We start from the raw sequence: 21,160 nt of genomic DNA, 5'->3' as shown, positions 1-21,160 counted from the left end.
CCTGCGGGTGTCACCGATCGATTGCTCTGCCCTAGGCTTTTCGGTCATGAGCAGTGCCGCCGCCTTCTCGTACGCACCCCTGCTGCCGACCGGCCCCGACCTGACGGAATACCGCCTGGTCACCGACGAGGGCGTGGACGTCGTCAACGGCCCCGGTGGCCGCCGGTTCCTGACCGTCGATCCGGGCGCGCTGACCGCGCTGACGGCCGAGGCGATGCACGACATCGCCCACTTCCTGCGCCCGGCCCACCTGGCCCAGCTCCGCTCGATCATCGACGACCCGGCGGCCTCGCCGAACGACCGGTTCGTCGCGCTCGACCTGCTGCGCAACGCCAACATCGCGGCCGGCGGCGTGCTGCCGATGTGCCAGGACACCGGCACCGCGATCGTCATGGGCAAGCGCGGGCGGCACGTGCTCACCGACGGCACCGACGCGGAGGCGATCTCGCGCGGCGTCTACCAGGCGTACACCCGGCTCAACCTGCGCTACTCCCAGCTCGCCCCGCTGACCATGTGGGACGAGCGGAACACCGGCAGCAACCTGCCCGCCCAGGTGGAGCTGTACGCCGAGGAGCCGGACGGCCACGCCGACGCGTACAAGTTCCTCTTCATGGCCAAGGGCGGCGGCTCGGCCAACAAGTCCTACCTCTACCAGGAGACCAAGGCCCTGCTGAACCCGACGCGGATGATGCAGTTCCTGGAGGAGAAGCTCCGGCTCATCGGCACCGCGGCCTGCCCGCCGTACCACCTGGCCGTCGTCATCGGCGGCACCTCCGCCGAGTACGCGCTGAAGACCGCGAAGTACGCCTCCGCGAAGTACCTCGACGCGCTGCCCACCCAGGGCTCGATGAGCGCGCACGGCTTCCGCGACCTGGAGCTGGAGGCCGAGGTGCTGGAGCTGACCCGCAACTTCGGCATCGGCGCCCAGTTCGGCGGACGCTACTTCTGCCACGACGTACGGGTGGTCCGGCTGCCCCGGCACGGCGCCTCCTGCCCGGTGGCGATCGCGGTGTCCTGCTCGGCGGACCGGCAGGCGGTGGCGAAGATCACCCCGTCGGGCGTCTGGCTGGAGCGCCTGGAGACCGACCCGGCGCGCTACCTGCCCGACGTGACCGACGAGACGCTGGAGACCGAGGAGGTCGTCCGCGTCGACCTGAACCGGCCGATGGACGAGATCCGCGCCGAGCTGTCGAAGTATCCGGTGAAGACGCGGCTGTCGCTGACCGGGCCGCTGGTCGTCGCGCGGGACATCGCCCACGCGAAGATCGCCGAGCGGCTGGACGCGGGCGAGCCGATGCCGCAGTACCTGCGCGACCACGCGGTCTACTACGCCGGCCCGGCCAAGACCCCCGAGGGCTACGCCTCCGGCTCGTTCGGCCCCACCACGGCCGGCCGGATGGACGCGTACGTGGAGAAGTTCCAGGCGGCCGGCGGCTCGATGGTGATGCTCGCGAAGGGCAACCGGTCCGCCCAGGTCACCCGATCCTGCCAGGCGCACGGCGGCTTCTACCTCGGCTCGATCGGCGGCCCGGCCGCCCGTCTCGCGCAGGACTGCATCAAGCACGTCGAGGTGCTCGAATACGCCGAGCTGGGCATGGAGGCGGTCTGGAAGATCGAGGTGGAGGACTTCCCCGCCTTCATCGTCGTCGACGACAAGGGCAACGACTTCTTCGCCGAGGTCACCAAGCCGGTGCTCACCGTCGGCCGCCGCTGAGTTCAGACGTACGCGAGGGGCGCCCGGGAGTGAAACCCGGCGCCCTCGGCGTGTCAGTCGTGCACAGACATCGGTGCGCCTGCCCTGTCGGACGACCGGACAGGCGCACCGCCCCCGTCGGATGCCGTCACCGGCAACCCGCACCGAGTCTGTGTGCCGCCGCTATCGGATCGCTATCGCCTCGGCGCGGCGCTCGGTGATCGTCGGGCTACGCTGCTGCAAGGTTGATACGGCGGTCGGGGGAGCGCGGTGCGGTTCGGAATCTTGGGGCCCCTGCGGGTCGGCGGCGGTGAAGCCACCGTCACCGCAGGTCGAGATCGAACCGTCCTGGCCATGTTTTTGCTGCGTCCGGGCCTGGTGGTGCCGACCGAGGACCTGATCGACGCCGTGTGGGAGGACCGTCCCCCGGCGACCGCGCGGACCCAGCTCCAGATCTGCGTGTCTCGACTGCGGCAGCGGTTCGCGGCGCTCGGCCTGCCCGCCGTGACCATCGTCACCGATCCGGCCGGCTACGGCATCCGGATCGAGCCGGGCGACCTCGACGCCGAGGTGTTCGCCAACGGTGTGGAGACGGCCCGCAGGAACGCCGGAGCGGGCCGGCTGACCGAGGCGCGTCAGCACTACCGGGCCGCGCTGGCGCTGTGGCGTGGTCCGGCGCTGGCAGGCATCCCCGCCCGTAGCGTGCGGCGGCGTGCGCAGGCGCTCGACGAACAGCGGCTCGCCGTGCTGGAGGACTGCGTCGACATCGAGTTGCGGCTGCGCCGGGCGCCCGAGCTGGTCGACGAGCTCACCGAGGCGGTCGAGCGCGAGCCGTTGCGGGAACGGCTGCGGGGGCAGCTGATGCTGGCCCTGTCGGCGGTCGGCCGCCACGCGGACGCGCTGGCCGTCTACCGGGCGGGTCGGCGGATCTACGACGAGGAACTGGGCATCGAGCCCGGCGCCGCATTGCAGGAGCTGCACCAGCGGATACTCGCCGGTGACCTGGCGGTGGGCGGACCGGAGAGCCGGGCCGTCGCGCCGGTGCGGGCGCTGCCGCGCGCGATCAGCGACTTCACCGGGCGGCAGCAGACGGTGGCCCGGCTGGTCCGGGAGGTCGAGGAGGGCAGCCGGGTCCAGCTCGTCGACGGCATGGCGGGCAGCGGCAAGACCACGCTCGCCGTGCAGGTGGCGACCGCTGTGGCCGGCCAGTTTCCGGACGCGCAGCTCTTCATCGACCTGCACGGGCACAGTGACCGCAGCCCGCTCAGCACGACAGTGGCCGCCGCCAGCCTGCTCCGGCAGGTCGGCGTGCCGCCCGAACGGGTACCGGCCGACCCGACGGACCGGCTGGCGATGTGGCGCTCCGAGCTGGCCGGGCGGCGGGCCGTGGTGGTGCTCGACAACGCGGCCGACGCCGGCCAGGTCGCGCCGCTGCTGCCCAACGGCCCGGACTGCCTGGTGCTGATCACCAGCCGTCGTCGCCTGATCGGCCTGGACTCGGGCCGCCCGTCCTCGCTGCCGGTCCTCGACGCCGACGAGGCGGTCGAACTGCTGGCCCGGGTGGCCGGCGCGCAGCGGGTCGCCGCCGAGCCCGAGGCGGCGATGGAGGTGGCCCGCCGCTGCGGACACCTTCCGCTGGCCCTCCGGCTGGCCGGGGCCCGGCTCGCGCACCGGCCGCGCTGGCGGGTGGCCGACCTGGCGGAGCGGCTGGCCGGCGCGTCCGACCCGCTGGCCGAGCTGGTCGCCGGAGAGCGGTCGGTGGCCCGCGCCTTCGCGTTGTCGTACGAGCAGGTGTCGCCGGTCGCGCAGCGGGTCTTCCGCCTGCTGGGCCTGTGCCCGGGGCGCAGTGTCGACAGCCGGGTGCCGGCCGCGCTCGCCGACCTGCTGTTGCCGGAGGCGCAGGACGCGCTCGACGAAATGGTCGACGCGCACCTCGTCGAGGAGGTGGAACCGGGCCGCTACCAGCTGCACGACCTGATCCGGGAGTACGCGCGCACGCTCGGCGCGGGACGCGAGACCGCCGACGAGCGGCGGGCGGCGGTGGGCCGTCTCATCGACTTCCATCTTCAGGTCACCGCGTCCATCGGGCGGTCGCTGGAGACGGGCGCCGAGCCGTCCCTGTTCGACCTGCCGGCGCCGGCGCGGCCCGACCTGGTGGCAGCCACCGTCGGCCTCGGCCGAGCATGGTTGGAGAAGAACCGTTCGACCGTGACGGCGCTCGTCCGGCTGGCGGAGAGCGAGGGTTTTCTCCGGCAGAGCTGGCAGCTCGCCCGGGTCGCATGGGTCAGTAACTTCTACGGCGGCCGCCTCGACGACCTGATCGAGACGCATCAGATCGGTCTGCGGGCCGCCGAGCGTCTGGGCGACGAGGAGGCCGTGGCGACGATGCTCAACTATCTCGCCTCGGCGGACTACCGCCGGGCGCGGTTCGCCGAGGCCATCCGGCGACTGGAGGCGGTGGTCGGCATCTACCGGAGGCTCGACCGGCCGGGCGAGCTGCGCAAGGTGCTCGGCAACCTGGGCACCGCGTACATGGTCGACGGGCAGCACCAGCGGGGTGTCGAGATCCTGACCGAGTCCGCGGCGATCGCCCGTCGGTCGGGCGAGTCGTCGTGGTTGGCCAACCTGCTGAACAACCTGTCGTACGCGCTGATCCTGCGCGGCCGGTACGACGAGGCCGTGCGGATGTGCCGTAACCAGATGGCTGTTTCGCGGCAGGCCGGCGACCTGCGGCAGCTCGGCAACTCGATCGGGCACCTCAGCATGGCGCGGCACCGGCGCGGCGAGCACGGGCCCGCGCGCCGGCTCCTGCGCGTCGGCCTGGGCCTCAAGCGCCGGGTGGGCAACCGTTACGGCGAGGGCGAGCTGCTCAACGAGCTGGGCACGATGGAGCGCGAGGAGGGCCGGCCGGAGCTGGCCGCCTCGCTGCATCGGGACGCCCTCGTGGCCATGATCGATGCCGGGGACCTGGTCGGGCAGTGCGCCTCCCGGAACCTGCTGGCCCGGGCGATCTTCGACCAGGACGACGTGGCCAGCGCGCTGGACCTGCACCGCCGGGTGCTCGCCGACGCCGAGCGGATGGGCCTGCGCTACGAGCAGGCCCGCGCCCTGGACGGTCTCGCGCGATGCCTGCGCCACGACGACGCCGGCCAGGCCCGCCGGTACGCCGTGCGCGCGCTGGCGCTGTTCCGTCAGGTCGAGACGCCGGACCAGCGGGACACCGAGAAGCTGCTGGCCGAGCTGGGCTGAGGGGGCCGCCACTTTCCCTGCACACCGCCGGGAGGCGCGGCAGGATGGTAGGCGTGACGACTCCAGAGGCGACTGGCTACCGGATCGAACGTGACTCGATGGGCGAGGTGGAGGTGCCCGCCGAGGCGTTGTGGCGGGCGCAGACCCAGCGCGCGGTGCAGAACTTCCCGATCTCCGGGCGCGGGCTGGAACCCGCCCAGATCAAGGCCCTGGCGCAGATCAAGGGGGCGGCGGCACTGGTCAACGGTGAGCTGGGGGTGATCGACGCGGACGTGGCGCAGGCGATCGCCACCGCCGCCGCGCACGTCGCCGCGGGCGGCTACGACGACCAGTTCCCGGTGGACGTGTTCCAGACCGGCTCCGGCACGTCGTCCAACATGAACACCAACGAGGTGATCGCCACCCTCGCGAGCCGCGAGCTGGGCCGGGACGTGCACCCGAACGACCACGTCAACGCGTCGCAGTCCAGCAACGACGTCTTCCCCACCTCGATCCACCTGGCCGCCACGCAGTTCGTGGTGGAGGACCTGATCCCGTCGTTGAAGCAGCTCGCGGGCGCGCTGGCGGAGAAGGCGGCCGAGTTCGAGACGGTGGTCAAGGCCGGGCGTACCCACCTGATGGACGCCACCCCGGTCACGCTCGGGCAGGAGTTCGGCGGCTACGCCGCGCAGGTGCGCTACGGCGTCGAGCGGCTGGAGTCGGCGCTGCCCCGGCTGGCCGAGCTGCCGCTGGGCGGCACCGCCGTCGGCACCGGCATCAACACGCCGCTCGGCTTCGCCGACCGGGTGATCGCCAAGCTGCGGGAGTCGACCGGCCTGCCGCTGACCGAGGCGCGCAACCATTTCGAGGCGCAGGGCGCCCGGGACGCGCTGGTGGAGACCTCGGGCCAGCTCCGTACCGTCGCGGTCGGCCTCTACAAGATCGCCAACGACGTACGCTGGATGGGCTCCGGCCCGCGCGCCGGCCTGCGTGAGCTGCGCATCCCCGACCTCCAGCCGGGGTCATCGATCATGCCGGGCAAGGTGAACCCGGTGGTGGCCGAGGCGATGCGTCAGGTCTGCGCCCAGGTGATCGGCAACGACGCGGCGGTGGCGTTCGCCGGCTCGCAGGGCGACTTCGAGCTGAACGTGATGCTCCCGGTGATGGGCCGCAACCTGCTGGAGTCGATCAAACTGATCGCCGCGTCCAGCCGGCTGTTCGCCGAGCGGCTGGTGGCCGGCCTGGTCGCGGACGCCGAGGTCTGCCTGGCGTACGCGGAGGGCTCGCCGTCGATCGTCACCCCGCTCAACCGCCACCTCGGGTACGACGAGGCCGCCTCGATCGCGAAGGAGGCGCTGGCGAAGCAGGTCTCCATCCGCGAGGTGGTGATCTCCCGTGGTCACGTCGACTCGGGCAAGCTCACCGAGACCCAGCTGGACGAGGCGCTGGACCTGCTCCGGATGACCCACCCCTGAGGACGGCGCCGGTAATTGCCTCGACCCGTAACCGTGGGCGCGGCATGATCCGACAGTGCGTGACGACGGCGGAGTGCTGCTGGAGACCGCGCGGCTGACGCTGCGCCGGTTCACGACGGACGACGTGGACCGGCTGGTGGCGCTCGATGCCGACCCGGAGGTCATGCGCTTCCTGACCGGCGGTGTGCCGACCCCGGCCGCGACGTTCCGGGACGACGTGCTGCCCCGGCTGCTGGCGCAGTACGACAGGTTTCCCGGGCTCGGCCGCTGGGCGACGCTCGACCGGTTCCCCGGCGAGTTCCTCGGCTGGCACTCGCTCGACCCGTCCGACGACGGCGCCGAGGCGGAGCTGGGCTACCGGCTGCGCCGCGCGACCTGGGGGCACGGGCTGGCCACCGAGGGCGCGCGGGCGCTGGTGCGGCACGCGTTCGACACGGTCGGCGTCCGCCGGGTGTGGGCCCAGACGATGGCGGTGAACGACCGCTCCCGCGCGGTGATGGCCCGCGCCGGGTTGCGCTACGTCCGCACGTTCCACCTCGCCTTCGACGACCCGATCCCGGGTACGGAGCACGGCGAGGTGGAGTACGAGCTGCGCCGCGACGCCTGGCCCGCTACTCGTCAGGACTGGGACGCGGCGGCCTTACGGGCCCGGTAGGCGCTCACCGCGGCCCGGTTGCCGCAGCCGGCGTCGCAGAACCGGCGGGACCGGTTCCGGGAAAGGTCGACCAGCACATTGTCGCAGTCTGGGTGATCGCAGTGCCGCAGCCGGCTCAGCTCGCCCATCCGGACGAGGTCGGCCATCGCCATCGCGGCCTCGACCGCCATCCGGGTCGCCAGCGGCGCGTCCCGGGGCACGGCGTGCAGATGGTACGGCTCGTCGTCGTGCCGGACGAGTTGCGGCAGCGCGTGCGACTCGCGCAGCAGTCCGTTGACGATCGCCACCACCTCGTCGGTTTCGGCGTACCAGATGCGGCGCAGCCGGGGCCGGAGCGCGCGGACCTGGCGCAGTTCGACGTCGGTGCGCTCGTGTCTGCCACTCCACCCGTAGGTGGTGAAGAAGTCGTCGAGAGCGGCTACGTCGGACAGCCCTTCCCGGTTGCCGTCGGCGGTGTTCACCAGTGCGGCGGCGCCGACCAGCGCACATTCGGTGTCATGAGCAAAAAGCAACTTGACTCCTGTCGGAGGCTACGCCTAGCGTCATCAGCATAACCGCCCTTCACTCATGACCAGGAGCTGCCGATGCGTGAACGGTCCAGCGTCGGGCTCGGCCTGGCACTGCTCTCCGCGATCACGTTCGCGACCTCGGGCACGTTCGCCCGTCCGCTGATCACCGGCGAGTGGTCGGCGGTGGCGGTGGTGATCGCCCGGGTCGGCATCGCCGCGCTGGTCCTCGCCGTGCCCGCCGCGCTGGCCCTGCGCGGCAAGTGGTCGGTGCTGCGGCGCAACGGCGTCACAGTTCTGCTGTTCGGGCTGCTCGGCGTCGCCACGGCGCAGGCGTGCTTCTTCAACGCGGTCCGCTACCTCCCGGTCGGCGTGGCGCTGCTGCTGGAATACCTCGGCATCGTGCTGGTGGTCGGATGGATGTGGCTCGTCCACGGGCAGCGCCCGCGAGCGCTGACGGTGGCCGGCTCGGTCACCGCCCTGTGCGGGCTGGCGCTCGTCCTCGACCTCACCGGCGCCGGCCGCCTGGACCCGGTGGGCGTGCTGTGGGGACTCGGCGCTGGCGTCGGCCTGGCCGGCTACTTCGTCATCGCCGGGCGGCTCGACGACGAACTGCCCTCGGTCGTGATGGCCAGCGGCGGCATGGCGGTCGGCGCGCTGGCGCTGCTCCTGCTCGGCGGCATCGGAGCGCTGCCGCTTACCGCCGGCACCGCCGACGTCACCTTCGCCGGGCATCAGGTGAGCTGGCTGGTGCCGATCGCCGGGCTGTCGCTGATCGCTGCGGTGGTCGCGTACCTCGCCGGTGTCGCGGGAACGCGGCTGCTCGGGGCCCGGCTGTCCTCCTTCGTGGGGCTGACCGAGGTGATGTTCGCGGTGCTGATCGCCTGGCTGGTGCTCGACGAACTGCCCAGCCTGATCCAGCTGGCCGGCGGGGTGCTCATCCTCGGCGGCGTCGCCCTGGTCCGTGCGGACGAACTGCGGGGCTCACCACCGGCGTCGGTGACGGCACCGGCCGAGCCGGCACTGACCGGCGAGCGATGATCGGGCCGCGCAGCGCCGTCGTCTTCGACGCCGACGAGACTCTCGTCGACCTGCGCCCGGCGGTCACCGGCGCGCTCGTCGCCGTAGTCGAGGAGATGCGGCGGCGGACCCCGGCGGCGGCCGGGGTGTCGCTCGCGGACCTGGAGGGGGACTGGGGTGCGGTGTTCGGCGCGCTCAGCGCGGCCCCGGTGCAGGAGATTCGGCGGACCGCCCTGGCCCGCTCGCTGGCCCGGGCCGGGCTGGAGGCGGACCTGGACGAGTTCGCGGCGTTTTTCTTCGCCCGCCGGTACGCGCTGAGCCGGCCCTTCCCCGACGTGCTGCCCGCGCTGGCGGCGCTGCGCCCGCATCACCTGCTGGGCTTCGCCACGAACGGCAACAGCCGCGCCGAACGCTGCGGCCTCGCCGGGCAGTTCGCCTTCGAGTTGTACGCGCACGAGGGTGGCCTGCCGAAGAAGCCGGACGGGGAGTTTTTTGCGGCGGTGACGGCAGCCGCCGGACTGCCCGCCGCGCGCATCGTCCACGTGGGCGACTCGCCGGAGCACGACGTGGTCGCCGCCCAGCGGGCCGGGCTGCGTGCCGTATGGCTCAACCGGGGCGGACTTCCCCGGCCTCGGGGCCTCGAACCGGACGCCGAGGTGTCCACGTTGGCCGAACTGCCAACGACGCTCATCACCGTGATGAGCGCGAATGCCTAGTTGCATCCGATAACGGACGTCGATCTGGCGGAACCCGCTCCCGTGATGTGGGATGACACCACGTCCCTCAACGAGAGGATCTGATGTGGTGAGCAAGCGCTTCACCGTCGGCGCGGTCGCGGCTGCGGCCTCGCTGGCACTCACGGTGACCGGCCTGGGGATCCCGGCGAACGCCGCGCCGTCGGACACCCGGACCTTCACCGTGCTGGCCGAGAGCGGCGTATCCACCGACGCCGCGATCGCCGCGATCGCCGCCGCCGGCGGCACTGTCGTCGCCCGCACCGACGACGTCGGCCTCTTCCAGGTCAGAAGCGACCGGGCGGACTTCGCCAGCCGGGCCACCGCCGCCGGTGCCCTGGTCGGCGCGGCCGAGGAGAAGGCGATCGGCCGCAAGCCGAAGCTGGACCGGGTCGAGCAGGAGAACCTGCTGGCCGCCGCGGCGACCAAGGGCAAGGTCGCCAAGGGCAAGGCCAAGAAGATGGACCCGCTCGACGACAAGCTCTGGGGTCTGGACATGATCCGGGCCGACCAGGCCCGCAAGATCGAGCCGGGTGACCGCCGGGTCACCGTCGGCGTGCTGGACACCGGCGTCGACGCCAGCCACCCCGACCTGGCGCCGAACTTCAACTGGGCGCTGTCGCGCAACTTCGCCCCGGACATCCCCGAGGTCGACGGCCCGTGCGAGGTGGCGAGCTGCGTCGACCCGGTCGGCACCGACGACGGCGGGCACGGCACGCACGTGGCCGGCACCATCGGCGCCGCCGCCAACGGCTTCGGCCTCTCCGGCGTGGCGCCGAAGATCTTGCTCGTCGAGCTGAAGGGTGGCCAGGACAGCGGCTACTTCTTCCTCAACCCCGTGGTGAACGCCCTGGTGCACGCGGGCCGCTCCGGGCTGGACGTGGTGAACATGTCCTTCTACGTCGACCCGTGGCTCTACAACTGCACCGCCAACCCGGCCGACTCGCCGGAGGCGCAGGCCGAGCAGCGCACCGTCATCGAGGCCATGAAGCGGGCGCTCAACTTCGCGCACCGCAAGGGCGTCACGCTGGTCGGCTCGCTCGGCAACAACCACGAGGACCTGGGCGCGCCGCGCACCGACGTGAGCAGCCCGGACTACGGCGCCGACCCGTACCCGCGCCCGATCGACAACGCGACCTGCTGGGACCTGCCGGTCGAGGGCCCGCACGTGATCGGTGTGTCGTCGGTCGGCCCGTCCGGCAAGAAGGCCGACTACTCGAACTACGGCACCGAGCAGATCTCGGTGGCGGCGCCGGGTGGCTGGTTCCGCGACGGCTTCGGCACCGACACGTACCGCACCGACGCCAACATGATCCTCTCCACGTACCCGAAGAAGGTGCTCCAGGAGGAGGGGTCGGTCGACGAGAACGGCAACATCGTCGCCGGCTTCGAGAACTCGGTGTTCAAGCAGTGCACCACCAAGGGTGAGTGTGGCTACTACACCTACCTGCAGGGCACCTCGATGGCGTCCCCGCACGTCTCGGGCGTGGCGGCGCTGATCGTCAGCAAGCACGGCAAGAAGGAGGGCCGCAACGGCTACGGCATGGCGCCGAACCTGGTCGAGCAGCACCTCTACCGGACGGCGGCCGAGCACGCCTGCCCGGAGCCGCGGCTGCAGAGCTACACCAACGAGGGCCGGAGCGCCGAGTTCGACGCGTACTGCGCGGGCTCGCTGAACTTCAACGGCTTCTACGGCTACGGCATCGTCGACGCCTACGCCGCGGTGAAGACCCCGCTCAAGCCCAACGTGCGACCGTAACAACCGTTTCCCCGAGGTGGCGGCGTCCGGATCACCCGGACGCCGCCACCTCGGCGTTCCGGTGACCTGCGCCGCTGGCGGCGTGGCGGCTGGTGGGGTGGCGGGCGGGGTCACGGCCGCCACCCGCGGGCCACCAGTGCTGCGCGGATCTCCCGCACCAGGGCGGGGAACTCCTTGCGCAGACGGCGGCCGGTCACGTGCAACACCAGCCAGCCGGCCTCGACGAGCTGGTTGAGCCGCCGCCGGTCGAGGTGCATCCGGTCCGCGTCGGAGTGCCACTGACCGTCGTACTCGACCGCGACCCGGAACTCCGGCCAGGCCAGATCGGGGTGCAGGATCAGGCCGGTCGACACGCGCACCGGATGCTGGGCCACCGGACGCGGCAGGCCGGCGAAGACGAGGCGTACCCGCAGGTGGGACTCGGGCGGGGACTGGGCAAGCCCGTCGGTCAGGCCGAACACCCATGCCGCCCGCCGCCCACCGGGGCGACAGGCGTTCCGGGCCGCCTCGCTCGCCAGTGCCGACCGGTTCACCGAACCGGTACGCAGCAGCCCGTCGATGATGCCGACCGCCTTCACGGGATCGGCCCAGACCGCTGTCTCCCAGGCACAGGCGGCCGGCTCGGTGCGTCGCGGCGGCCCGGCCAGGATCATTGCCGCGCCGGGGGACGACTCTGCGAACGGGTTCCATGCTGCGGCTGCGGCGGCGTTCTGCGGGTCGGCCGGGCCGGGCGGTCCGGGCCGGCTGCGGGAGCCGGCCGGATTCGGTGATCTGGTCCGGCCCGGTGTGCCCGGAAGGCAGTCCGCCGCCAGGGGTGCCGCGACGGGCGACGCGGTGCCGGCGGGCGTCATGTCTGCGGGTGGGTTCGTGCCGTGGGACGACCTCGTGCGGACGGGTGGGCTCGTGCCGGCGGGCGAGTTCATGCCTGCGGGTGGGTTCGTGCCTGCGAGCGACCTCGTACTGACGGGCGCGTTCGTGCCAACGGGTTGGCTCGTGCCGACGGGTGGGCTCGTTCGCGCGGGGGCGGCGCTGCCGGCGGGGACCAGGAGGCCGCTGCGTGTGCTCGACATCGGGGCGTGGTGCACCCGGACACCCGGCTGGGAGTCGGCCCGGACCGTGGCCGGCAGCAGGACGTGCACGTCGTCGGTGAAATCGGCGGCGTGCTCGACTCCGTGCAGGTAGGCAGCCGAAGGGCCGGCGATCGCCGCGCCGGGTGGCATGCGCAGCAGCGCCGCGCGGCAGGCCAGCGCGTGGTCGCGGTCGAGCCGCGCGTCGGCGTAGACGTCCTGCCGGAGGCGGATCCAGGACGCGCCTCGCAGATGGTGCCGGGACAGCAGTCCGCGCCGGATGGCTTCCGAGCCCCGGAAGACCTGCCAGGCCAACTCCGGTGGTCGATGAGGATGAGGTGGCATGTCACGAGCGTGGCGGCGTACGGGTCGAGATCGATACCCCTGTGGACAGCCGCAGCCCTTCCGCCTGCCGAGCCCTGTGGACAACCCCCGCACGGCCTTGCCCGCGTGCTATGCGCTCAACCTGCGCTTGATCCACTCCAGCTCGGGGAGGTGGTGGTATCCGGGCCGCTTGATACAGCCACTTCGCCGAGCTGGCGTGAGGTGTGCGGAGGGACGTTTCGATCGCGCCGGCGCGGCCACTTCGGTCTGATGGCGTGAGGGTGTGTGTGGAGTGGTTGGCTTGGGTGCGCTGATGTGACCCCCCTCGGCGTAGTGGCGTGAGGGTGGGCTGGGTCGTGAGGGCGTCCGGGTGTTGAGCTGGCTTGATCGACTCCACTTCGGGGAGGTGGTGGTGTCCGGGGCGTGTTGATGCAGCCACTTCGCCGAGCTGGCGTGAGGGTGTGTGGAGGAGGGTGGGTTCGGGTGCGCTGATGTGGCCACTTCGGCGTAGTGGCGTGAGGTTCTGGGGTGGGCTGGGTCGTGAGGGCATCCGGGGATGTGGAGCTGGCTTGATCGACTCCACTTCGGGGAGGTGGCTGTGTCCGGGCCACTTGATGCAGCCATTTCGGCGAGCTGGCGTGAGGGTGTGTGGAGGAGGGCGGGTTCGGGGCACTGATGTAGCCACCTCGGCGTAGTGGCGCGACGGCCCTGGGGTGGGCTGGGCCGTGTGGCCGCACGGTGTTCTGAGCTGCCTTGATCGACTTCACCTCGGGGAGGTGGCGGGGTCCGGGGCGTGTTGATGCAGCCACTTCGCCGAGCTGGCGTAAGGGCATGCGGGGCTCAGGAGAGCGCTGCGGCGACCGCCTCGGCAGCGGCCGTCACCTGGGCGCCGACGTCCGCCACGTCGAGCGGGGTCAGCGACACCACCCCGACGCTGCCCTCCAGGCCGGGCACGCCGAGCACCGGCGCCGCCACCCCGTACGCGCCTGATTGAAGCTCGCCGCTGGTGGTCACCGGCCCCGGATCACCGGCCCGCCCGGCCAGCACCGCCCGGCCGGCGGCGCCCCGCTCGAGCGGGTGCCGGGTGCCGGTCCGGTACGCCACGTGGAACGACGTCCAGCTCGGCTCGACCACCGCCAGCGCCACCCCCTCGCCGCCCTCGACCACTGTGAGGTGGGCGGTCGCGCCGGTGCCTTCGGCGAGCCGGCGCAACGCGGGCAGCGCCCCCTCGGCCAGCAGCGGCTGGGCCCGGCGGGCCAGGTGCAGCACTCCCACGCCGATGCGCAGGCGGCCCTCGCCGTCGCGTCGGAGCATCCCGTGGCCGGTCAGCGCGCCGACCAGCCGGTAGACGGCGGCCCGGCCGATGCCCAGCCGGTGCGCCGCCTCGGTGACTGTGAGACCGCCCGGAGCGTCCGCGACGAGGTGCAGCAGGCGCAGACCCCGGTCCAGGGTCTGTGCGGTCTCTCCCGGGCGCGCCGCCGTGTCCACAGCACGCAGCGTACGACCCGGCTCCGGCCAACCTCGAAATGTGCGGACGGCTACCCTTGTGAGGTGACGCTACGCCTGTATGACACCGCCACCCGATCGGTGCGGGACTTCGTCCCGCGGGAAGCCGGCAAGGTGGGGGTCTACCTGTGTGGTCTCACGCTCCAGGCCCCGCCGCACATCGGCCACCTTCGTTCCGGCGTCAACTATGACGTGCTGCGCCGCTGGCTGCTCGACAAGGGCTTCGAGGTCACGTTCATCCGCAACCTGACCGACATCGACGACAAGGTCCTGGCCAAGGCGATGGAGCAGGACCGGCCGTTCTGGTCGATCGCGTACGCGAACGAGCAGATCCTCGCCGCCTCCTATCGGGCGCTGAACGTGCTCCCGCCGACGTACGAGCCGCGGGCCACCGGGCACGTCCCGGAGATGCACGAGCTGATCGCCCGGTTGATCGAGACCGGTCACGCCTACCCGGCCACCGACGGCTCCGGTGACGTCTACTTCGACGTGGCCTCGTGGCCCGCGTACGGCTCGCTGTCGGGCCAGTCCCCGGCGGACATGCAGCCGGCCGGTGACGCCCCCGACCGGGGCAAGCGGGACCCGCGCGACTTCGCCCTCTGGAAGGGTGTCAAGCCGGGCGAGCCGGCCGACGCCTCGTGGCCGTCGCCCTGGGGCCGTGGCCGGCCCGGCTGGCACATCGAGTGCTCGGCCATGTGCTGGCGCTACCTGGGCCCCGAGTTCGACATCCACGGCGGCGGGCTCGACCTGACGTTCCCGCACCACGAGAACGAGATCGCCCAGTCGCAGGCGGCCGACCTGCCGTTCGCGCGCTACTGGGTGCACCACGGCCTGCTCGGCATCGGCGGCACCAAGATGGGCAAGTCGCTGGGCAACACGCTCGACCTCGACTACGTGGCCTCGCTCGGGGTGCGCCCGGTCGAGCTGCGCTACTACTACGTCGCCGCCCACTACCGGTCCCGCATCGACTACTCCGAGGACGCGCTGCGCGAGGCCGCTGTCGCGTACCGGCGGGTCGAGGGCTTCGTGCAGCGGGCGGTCGAGCGGGTCGGCGGCGGCCGGCCCGGCGACCTGCCGGCCGCGTTCGTCGCCGCGATGGACGACGACCTGAACACCTCGGCGGCGCTGGCGGCGCTGCACGAGGTGGTCCGCGACGGCAACACCGCGCTGACCGCCGGCGACGATGTGACCGTCCGCACGACGCTCGCCGCCACCCGGGGCATGCTGGATATCCTCGGCGTCGACCCCCTGGACCCGGCCTGGACCGGCGGCGGCCGCACGGACGACCTGCGCGGCGTGGTGGACTCCCTGATCGCGCTGGCCCTGGAGCAGCGCGCGCAGGCCCGCGGCCGCAAGGACTGGGCCGCCGCCGACGCCGTACGCGACCAGCTCAAGCAAGCAGGCGTGGTCGTCGAGGACACCCCCCAGGGCCCGCGTTGGACTATTGGAGAGCAGGACTGATGGCCGGCAACTCGCAGCGCCGTGGCCGGCGACTGACGCCGAAGGCGGGTGCCCCCAAGGGCACCGGAGGCAAGAACAAGGACTCGCTCGCCGGGCGGGGTCGCACGCTGCCCGCCGACGAGCGGCCCTGGCACAAGGCGTACTCGGGCACCGAGAAGCTGCCCCAGCGCACCGCCTGGAAGCAGGACAAGGAGCGCCGCGCAGCCGCCGAGGAGGGCCGCGCGCCCAAGATCGGGCAGCCCGGCAGCAAGGACACCACCTGGGGCAAGGGCGGTGGCCGAGGCACGCCCACGACGAAGGGCCGGGGCGGAAAGCCGGCCGGCCGGGGCGGTCCCCGGGTCGCGCCGGGCCGCAAGGCCAACCCGGCGAAGGACAGCCCGGAGCTGCTGGTCGGGCGTAACCCGGTGCTGGAGTCGCTGCGCACCCAGGTGCCGGCGACCGCGCTCTACACCGCGCTGGGCATCGACGTCGACGACCGGGTCAAGGAGATCGTCCGTACCGCCGCCGACCGGGGCATCGCGATCCTGGAGGTCAGCCGCGCCGAGCTGGACCGGATGACCGGCGGGGTGCTGCACCAGGGCGTCGGCCTCCAGGTGCCGCCGTTCGCCTACGAGCCGTTCGACGACCTGGTGGCCGCGGCGCTGGAGCAGGCCGCCCCGCTGCTGGTCGCGCTGGACGGGGTCACCGACCCGCGCAACCTCGGCGCCGTCATCCGGTCGGCCGCCGCGTTCGGCGCGCAGGGTGTCTTCGTACCCGAACGGCGTGCCGCCGGGATCACCGCGACCGCCTGGCGGACCAGCGCCGGCGCGGCCGCGCGCGTGCCCGTCGCCCAGGTCACCAACCTGACCCGGTCGCTCAAGGCCTGCAAGGAAGCCGGCTTCGTCGTGGTCGGCCTGGACGCCGACGGGCAGACCGACCTGTACGACCTGGAGGCCGCCGTCGGCCCGCTGGTCGTGGTGGTCGGCTCGGAGGGGCGCGGGCTGTCCCGCCTGGTCGGGGAGACCTGCGACCTGACCGTCAGCATCCCGATGGTCTCCGACGTGGAGTCGCTCAACGCCAGCGTCGCCGCCGCGGTCACGCTGGCCGAGGTCGCGCGCCGCCGGTCCGTCGAGGTCTGATCGAGAGTACGAGAAAGGGGCGGTCCGCCGTGGCGGGCCGCCCCTTTTCGCGTACGTACGTCAGATCCGCTGGCCGGTGGTGGCGTGGAAGACGTGGCTGCGGCCGGTACGCGGCTTGACGAACACGGTGTCACCCATGTTCGGCATGCTGCGCCGGTCGGTGCGGACCACGAACCGCTCGTTGTGGCCCTCCAGCGCGGCGTGGCCGTAGACGTTGGCGTCGGAGCCCAGGTCCTCGACCAGCTCGACCACGACCGGCATGCCGCCCTCGGACGGGCTGACCATGTCGCAGTCCTCCGGGCGGAAGCCGACGGTGACCTTGCCGTCGCCGCCCTCGGAGCGGGCCGCCTCGACCTGCTCGCGGGTCAGCGGCACGATCATCTCGGCGAACACGCCGCCCTGGTCGGTCAGCTTCACCGTCTTGATGTTCATGGCCGGGGAGCCCATGAAGCCGGCGACGAAGACGTTGGCCGGGGTGTCGTAGAGCGCCCGAGGGGTGTCCACCTGCTGGAGCACACCGTCCAGCATGACCGCCACCCGGTGACCCATGGTCATGGCCTCGACCTGGTCGTGGGTGACGTACACGGTGGTGACGCCCAGCTTCGCCTGGAGCGAGGCGATCTGGGTACGGGTCTGGACACGCAGCTTGGCGTCGAGGTTCGACAGCGGCTCGTCCATGAGGAAGACCTGCGGCTCGCGGACGATCGCGCGGCCCATGGCGACACGCTGGCGCTGACCGCCGGAGAGAGCCTTCGGCTTACGGCCGAGGAACTCCTCCAGCTGGAGCAGCCCGGCCGCCTCCTTGACCCGCCGGTCGATCTCCGACTTCGAGGTCTTGCGCAGCTTGAGCGCGAACGCCATGTTCTCGTACACCGTCATGTGCGGGTAGAGGGCGTAGTTCTGGAAGACCATCGCGATGTCGCGGGCCTTCGGCGGGAGGTGCGTGACGTCCCGGTCGTCGATGTAGATCGCGCCGTCGTCGACGTCCTCCAGGCCGGCGAGCATCCGCAGGCTGGTGGACTTGCCGCAGCCGGACGGGCCGACCAGGACGAGGAACTCCCCGTCACCGATCTGGAGGTCGAGCTGGTTGACGGCGGGGCGCTCGGTGCCCGGATAGATCCGGGACGCCTTCGCGTAGGTGACCGTAGCCATGATGGAGCGCTTCCTTTCACCGGCAGGAACGTGCCGGACGATCCGAGTGAAGGAGCGACCGGCGCCCAAGGCGCCGGCCAACGGGGTCGTCGCTCAGGCAGCCGAAGCCCGCCGGAGTGTCGTCCGTGTCACTGCACGGTAAACGGCTTTCGCGATCGTGCCAAGACGTGGTTCTCCGGATGGGATGGACGGCATACGCATAACGGTCAGCAGGGCACTGCGAGGCATCAATCTCCCCGTTGGGAGCGTGCCCGGGCGATGATCCATCGGCCACCCCGGTCGGGATGCCGACGTTTTCCGTGCTCGGGAGCCCTGCGAGGCGGGATTTCCGGGGCTCAGTCGCTATGCTGAGCCCGACGCACGCGCCCCTGTAGCTCAGCTGGCCAGAGCACTCGCCTTGTAAGCGAGATGTCGCCGGTTCGATCCCGGCCGGGGGCTCCAATTCCACAAGGCATTTCGCGGCGGCAGCGCCGCGATCCGGCCGGATGACAGCAACGAGGGTCACCACCGCCCGTCACAGGCCCTAGCCTGACGGCCATGACTCTTGATCTCATCCTGCTACCCGAGCCCGTCGGACAGCCCTCGCTGAAGGCGTCGGACGGCGAACGGAAGGGTACGGGTGAGCCGTCCGACTCGCAGGCATGGGACGCCATCGTTTCCGGCGTACGGGACGTCGTCGGCGAGGTGGTTCTGGGCGAGGACGGCCCGAGCCGCACGCTGACGCACCAGCCCAGCGGCATTACGGTGCGCTACCGGTCCGGTGAGGCGGCCGTCAATCTGCCGTTCTGGCACAGCGGCAGTGACGTGGATGCTGAAGGGCTCGTCCGGACCATGTACCGGATCGGGCACGTGGTGGCGGACGCGACGGGCCTGGTCGCCCATGTTTCGCAACTGGGTGTGCCGCTGACCGAAGCTGAGTCCAGAATCGACGCTGCGGTCGACCTGCTGTTGGACGATCCCGTTTCGTCTCACCTCTGGCCGCGCGCTGGGTTCCGGGTCTACTTCACCGGGCCCGCCACCCTTGCCGACGCCTCGCAGCGCCTGAAATCGATGGTGGTGGCCGAGGAGAGCGACCGATTCACCGTCCAATGGTCCGATGGTCCCCAGTTGGAGGTGACCTTCGACGCGGGGCCACGGATTGTCGCTGAGGCCGCTGAGGTCGCCGAGGACTATGGCATCCCCGAGATGGCCGCCTACGACCGCCGGTTCCAGGTCACGTTCGACGATCTCGACGAGGTGCTCCAGGAAATCAACACCCTGATCGAGGTCAACCTGCAGCTCCAAGATCTCACCGGCGGTTACGTGAAACGTTCCTGGAACGACGAGGTGTCGCCGCCGTACGACGACCCGGTGGACGGCAGCTAACGGACCTGTACCTCGCACTTCGGACAAGATGCCGACAACACCGCAGGTCAGGTGACGGGTCGCAACCTGCCCTGGTCCGTGAGGAACATGCCGGTCACGCCCACCACGGTCAGGGCCACGGCGACCGCGCGTTCCTCCGCGCTGACCTGCTTCCGCCTCCTGCGGCCGCCAGCGTCCCGACCCCCGCTCACGCCGCAGAAGATACAACGACCGTCACGCCGCCGCTGCCCTGAGTGACGCCGACGGAGTCGGCACGTCGGCGATGAGGGGCGGTTCGATGCTCGACAACCGGACAGCTGTTCTTTACAGGGACGACGATCGATGGACATGATCGTCAGGGAAGGTTGCTGTCACTTTCCTCGACGAAAGGTCGCCGCCATGCCGATCACGCCCGTCACCCCCACCCCGCGTGCCCGGCGCCGTGCCGCCGCGATCACTGTCGCCGCGCTCGCGGGCGCTGTTCTCGCCGCCGTGAACGCGCAGCCGGCCTCGGCCACCCCTCCCGGCATCCCCTCCCAGGCGACGGCGCAGTCGCAGCTCAACGCGCTGACGGTGGCCGCACAGGGCTCAATGTCCGGCTACTCGCGGGACCTGTTCCCCCACTGGATCACCATCACCGGCACCTGCAACACCCGCGAGCAGGTCCTCAAGCGGGACGGCACGTCCGTCGTGGTCAGCAGCTCCTGCGCCGCCACCTCAGGCCGCTGGTACAGCCCCTACGACGGTGCGACCTGGTACGCCGCCTCCGACGTCGACATCGACCACGTAGTGCCCCTGGCGGAGGCGTGGCGGTCCGGAGCCAACTCCTGGACGACGAGCCGTCGGCAGAGCTTCGCCAACGACCTGACCCGCCCGCAGCTGATCGCGGTCACCGACAACGTCAACCAGGCCAAGGGCGACCAGGACCCCTCGACGTGGCAGCCGCCCCTGACGTCGTACCGCTGCACCTACAGCAAGATGTGGATCACCGTGAAGTACAACTGGGGCCTGACGCTCCAGTCATCCGAGAAGTCCGCACTGCAGAGCATGCTCAACACCTGCGGCTCGTGATCGCAGGAGCCGTCGTGCGGGCCGGATGAGAGCAGCGCGCACACCAGGGGCCGCCCCCGCCCGGTGGGAAACCACCGGGCGGGGGCGGCCGAAAACCGGTGGCGCGGGTCAGGGCGCCTCGACCGTGCTGACGGTGAACGTGATGCGGTTGTCCCCCGGGTCGACGTCCGCAGCGATCGCCCGGGACAGGTGGAACTGGATGTCGACCGGGCCCAGTTCCCCGACCGGAGTGTCGGCGGGCGCGCTGACGATCAGCGTGAGCGAGCGCTCCTCGCCGGTCATGAACGCGCCGCCCTCGACGCAGTTGATCCCGCAGCTCTCGGTCCACGGCTCCCAGACGCCGTCCGGCACGCGTTCCACGGCGTACCAGACGGAATCGTGCGGTGCGTCGCCGGCGTACCGCAGGGTGACCGGCAACCGGCCCTCGAACATGCCGTCGGGCTGCCGTACCAGGGTGACGGCGTCGGGGGCGGTCACGCGCAGGTCCGGCTGCCTGTCGCGTACGTAGGGCTGGGGGTCGGCGAGTGAGCCGGTCGTCGAGCGGAAGCGCGTCGAGAAGCTCTCGTCGGTCACTGTGGTGCCGTCGACTTTGACGGCGAGGCGACCCGCCCCGGCCTTCATCGCGTAGGGGCGCGTCGGGGTCAGGACCGTGAAGTCGATGGTGAAGCTGCGCCGTTCACCAGAGGTCAGCTCACCTCCGGGCACGTTGCACTCGACGCGGGTCCGCCCGTCGGGGAGGACGTCTCCGCTGCTGTTGCAGCTGATGCCCCATTCGACGTTCTCGTAGGAGCCGGGGATCGGCTCGGTGATCACGTAACTGGCCCGGCCGGGCTCGGCGCCCCGATAGGTCAGGTCGACAGTGAGGGAGCCGCGGTAGCCGCGCTCCGTCGGCTCCAGCACGAGCCGGTCGGCCACCGAGGCGGTCGACGGCCGCGCGGCCGCCGAGGCAGGCGCCGCCGCGACGGGCAGCGCCGCGATCAGACCGACCAGTCCGGCCAGGGCGGTGAGTCTTCTGATGTGCATCAAGAACCCCCGTTCTTCGATCCG

The 21,160-nt window shown here is 71.6% G+C and carries 17 protein-coding genes and 1 tRNA gene; 12 read left to right on the top strand and 6 right to left on the bottom strand.

Features of this window, described 5'->3' with window-relative positions; translation table 11 throughout:
* Positions 1-46 precede the first annotated feature (46 nt).
* The 4 genes from MicB006_RS09245 to MicB006_RS09230 all read left to right on the top strand — a co-directional run bounded on the left by MicB006_RS09245 (position 47) and on the right by MicB006_RS09230 (position 7,051).
* A complete protein-coding gene (locus tag MicB006_RS09245; RefSeq protein ID WP_116505268.1) occupies positions 47-1,714 on the top strand; it encodes a fumarate hydratase in 1,668 nt (555 codons plus the stop codon).
* 249 nt (positions 1,715-1,963) lie between these two features.
* Entirely contained in the window at positions 1,964-4,942 is a 2,979-nt protein-coding gene (locus MicB006_RS09240) for an AfsR/SARP family transcriptional regulator (RefSeq protein ID WP_116505266.1), read from the top strand.
* Positions 4,943-4,986: 44 nt separating this feature from the next.
* Positions 4,987-6,396, top strand: coding sequence for a class II fumarate hydratase (locus MicB006_RS09235; RefSeq protein WP_192900214.1), 1,410 nt, complete (start codon positions 4,987-4,989; stop codon positions 6,394-6,396).
* Between the two features lie 55 nt (positions 6,397-6,451).
* Entirely contained in the window at positions 6,452-7,051 is a 600-nt protein-coding gene (locus MicB006_RS09230) for a GNAT family N-acetyltransferase (protein ID WP_116505263.1), read from the top strand.
* Here the strand turns inward: MicB006_RS09230 and MicB006_RS09225 are convergent.
* The gene (locus MicB006_RS09225) at positions 7,015-7,563 is read right to left on the bottom strand and encodes a CGNR zinc finger domain-containing protein (protein ID WP_116505261.1); all 549 of its coding nucleotides are present in this window, start codon (positions 7,561-7,563) and stop codon (positions 7,015-7,017) included. The two genes, MicB006_RS09230 and MicB006_RS09225, sit on opposite strands and share 37 nt — an antisense overlap.
* Before the next feature lie 72 nt (positions 7,564-7,635).
* Between MicB006_RS09225 and MicB006_RS09220 the strand changes: the two genes are divergently transcribed.
* From MicB006_RS09220 to MicB006_RS09210, 3 genes are all read left to right on the top strand, one after another.
* Positions 7,636-8,598, top strand: a complete 963-nt coding sequence (locus tag MicB006_RS09220) for a DMT family transporter (RefSeq protein ID WP_116505259.1) — start codon at positions 7,636-7,638, stop codon at positions 8,596-8,598.
* The gene (locus tag MicB006_RS09215; RefSeq protein WP_116505257.1) at positions 8,595-9,293 is read left to right on the top strand and encodes an HAD family hydrolase; all 699 of its coding nucleotides are present in this window, start codon (positions 8,595-8,597) and stop codon (positions 9,291-9,293) included. The genes MicB006_RS09220 and MicB006_RS09215 overlap by 4 nt, the downstream gene beginning before the upstream one ends.
* A gap of 88 nt (positions 9,294-9,381) precedes the next feature.
* A complete protein-coding gene (locus MicB006_RS09210) occupies positions 9,382-11,070 on the top strand; it encodes a S8 family serine peptidase (RefSeq protein WP_192900213.1) in 1,689 nt (562 codons plus the stop codon).
* Between the two features lie 110 nt (positions 11,071-11,180).
* Here the strand turns inward: MicB006_RS09210 and MicB006_RS09205 are convergent, their stop codons facing one another.
* Positions 11,181-12,482: a hypothetical protein gene (locus tag MicB006_RS09205; protein ID WP_192900212.1), complete on the bottom strand. Its 1,302-nt coding sequence runs from the start codon at positions 12,480-12,482 to the stop codon at positions 11,181-11,183.
* Between the two features lie 819 nt (positions 12,483-13,301).
* On the bottom strand, positions 13,302-13,949 hold the full coding sequence (locus tag MicB006_RS09200) for an IclR family transcriptional regulator (protein WP_116505251.1): 648 nt from the start codon (positions 13,947-13,949) through the stop codon (positions 13,302-13,304).
* 63 nt (positions 13,950-14,012) lie between these two features.
* On the opposite strand from MicB006_RS09200, the gene cysS reads away from it, so the two are divergent.
* Together cysS and rlmB are read left to right on the top strand one after the other, a co-directional pair.
* A complete protein-coding gene (gene cysS, locus MicB006_RS09195) occupies positions 14,013-15,428 on the top strand; it encodes a cysteine--tRNA ligase (protein WP_116505249.1) in 1,416 nt (471 codons plus the stop codon).
* The gene (gene rlmB / locus MicB006_RS09190; RefSeq protein ID WP_116505247.1) at positions 15,428-16,546 is read left to right on the top strand and encodes a 23S rRNA (guanosine(2251)-2'-O)-methyltransferase RlmB; all 1,119 of its coding nucleotides are present in this window, start codon (positions 15,428-15,430) and stop codon (positions 16,544-16,546) included. The genes cysS and rlmB overlap by 1 nt, the downstream gene beginning before the upstream one ends.
* Positions 16,547-16,606: 60 nt before the next feature.
* On the opposite strand, the gene MicB006_RS09185 is transcribed toward rlmB, so the two are convergent.
* Complete coding sequence (locus tag MicB006_RS09185; RefSeq protein ID WP_116505245.1) at positions 16,607-17,698, bottom strand: ABC transporter ATP-binding protein; 1,092 nt, start codon at positions 17,696-17,698, stop codon at positions 16,607-16,609.
* Positions 17,699-18,062: 364 nt separating this feature from the next.
* Here MicB006_RS09185 and MicB006_RS09180 point away from each other — a divergent pair.
* A tRNA-Thr gene (locus MicB006_RS09180) sits at positions 18,063-18,139 on the top strand.
* A gap of 96 nt (positions 18,140-18,235) precedes the next feature.
* On the top strand, positions 18,236-19,063 hold the full coding sequence (locus tag MicB006_RS09175; protein ID WP_116505243.1) for a hypothetical protein: 828 nt from the start codon (positions 18,236-18,238) through the stop codon (positions 19,061-19,063).
* A 47-nt stretch (positions 19,064-19,110) separates the two neighbouring features.
* Here the strand turns inward: MicB006_RS09175 and MicB006_RS31805 are convergent, their stop codons facing one another.
* A complete protein-coding gene (locus MicB006_RS31805; RefSeq protein ID WP_161565915.1) occupies positions 19,111-19,254 on the bottom strand; it encodes a hypothetical protein in 144 nt (47 codons plus the stop codon).
* Between the two features lie 187 nt (positions 19,255-19,441).
* Here MicB006_RS31805 and MicB006_RS09170 point away from each other — a divergent pair, with 187 nt between their 5' ends.
* Positions 19,442-20,113, top strand: coding sequence for an HNH endonuclease family protein (locus tag MicB006_RS09170; RefSeq protein ID WP_116505241.1), 672 nt, complete (start codon positions 19,442-19,444; stop codon positions 20,111-20,113).
* 108 nt (positions 20,114-20,221) lie between these two features.
* Here MicB006_RS09170 and MicB006_RS09165 read toward each other — a convergent pair whose 3' ends face one another.
* The gene (locus tag MicB006_RS09165; RefSeq protein ID WP_116505239.1) at positions 20,222-21,136 is read right to left on the bottom strand and encodes a hypothetical protein; all 915 of its coding nucleotides are present in this window, start codon (positions 21,134-21,136) and stop codon (positions 20,222-20,224) included.
* Between the last annotated feature and the right edge of the window lie 24 nt (positions 21,137-21,160).

The sequence above is a fragment of the Micromonospora sp. B006 genome, from assembly GCF_003408515.1.
GTDB lineage: Bacteria > Actinomycetota > Actinomycetes > Mycobacteriales > Micromonosporaceae > Micromonospora > Micromonospora echinospora_A.
The sequence above is the reverse complement of the archived record's forward strand: the minus strand, read 5'-3'. Positions and strand labels throughout refer to the sequence as shown.

Bases quoted from the DNA above. Each gene is read 5' to 3' on its own strand.
- MicB006_RS09245 (WP_116505268.1), top strand. From the start codon at position 47: ATGAGCAGTGCCGCCGCCTTCTCGTACGCACCCCTGCTGCCGACCGGC.
- MicB006_RS09235 (WP_192900214.1), top strand. From the start codon at position 4,987: ATGGTAGGCGTGACGACTCCAGAGGCGACTGGCTACCGGATCGAACGT.
- MicB006_RS09220 (WP_116505259.1), top strand. From the start codon at position 7,636: ATGCGTGAACGGTCCAGCGTCGGGCTCGGCCTGGCACTGCTCTCCGCG.
- MicB006_RS09215 (WP_116505257.1), top strand. From the start codon at position 8,595: ATGATCGGGCCGCGCAGCGCCGTCGTCTTCGACGCCGACGAGACTCTC.
- MicB006_RS09205 (WP_192900212.1), bottom strand. From the start codon at position 12,482: ATGCCACCTCATCCTCATCGACCACCGGAGTTGGCCTGGCAGGTCTTC.
- rlmB (WP_116505247.1), top strand. From the start codon at position 15,428: ATGGCCGGCAACTCGCAGCGCCGTGGCCGGCGACTGACGCCGAAGGCG.
- MicB006_RS09185 (WP_116505245.1), bottom strand. From the start codon at position 17,698: ATGGCTACGGTCACCTACGCGAAGGCGTCCCGGATCTATCCGGGCACC.
- MicB006_RS09175 (WP_116505243.1), top strand. From the start codon at position 18,236: ATGACTCTTGATCTCATCCTGCTACCCGAGCCCGTCGGACAGCCCTCG.
- MicB006_RS09170 (WP_116505241.1), top strand. From the start codon at position 19,442: ATGCCGATCACGCCCGTCACCCCCACCCCGCGTGCCCGGCGCCGTGCC.
- MicB006_RS09165 (WP_116505239.1), bottom strand. From the start codon at position 21,136: ATGCACATCAGAAGACTCACCGCCCTGGCCGGACTGGTCGGTCTGATC.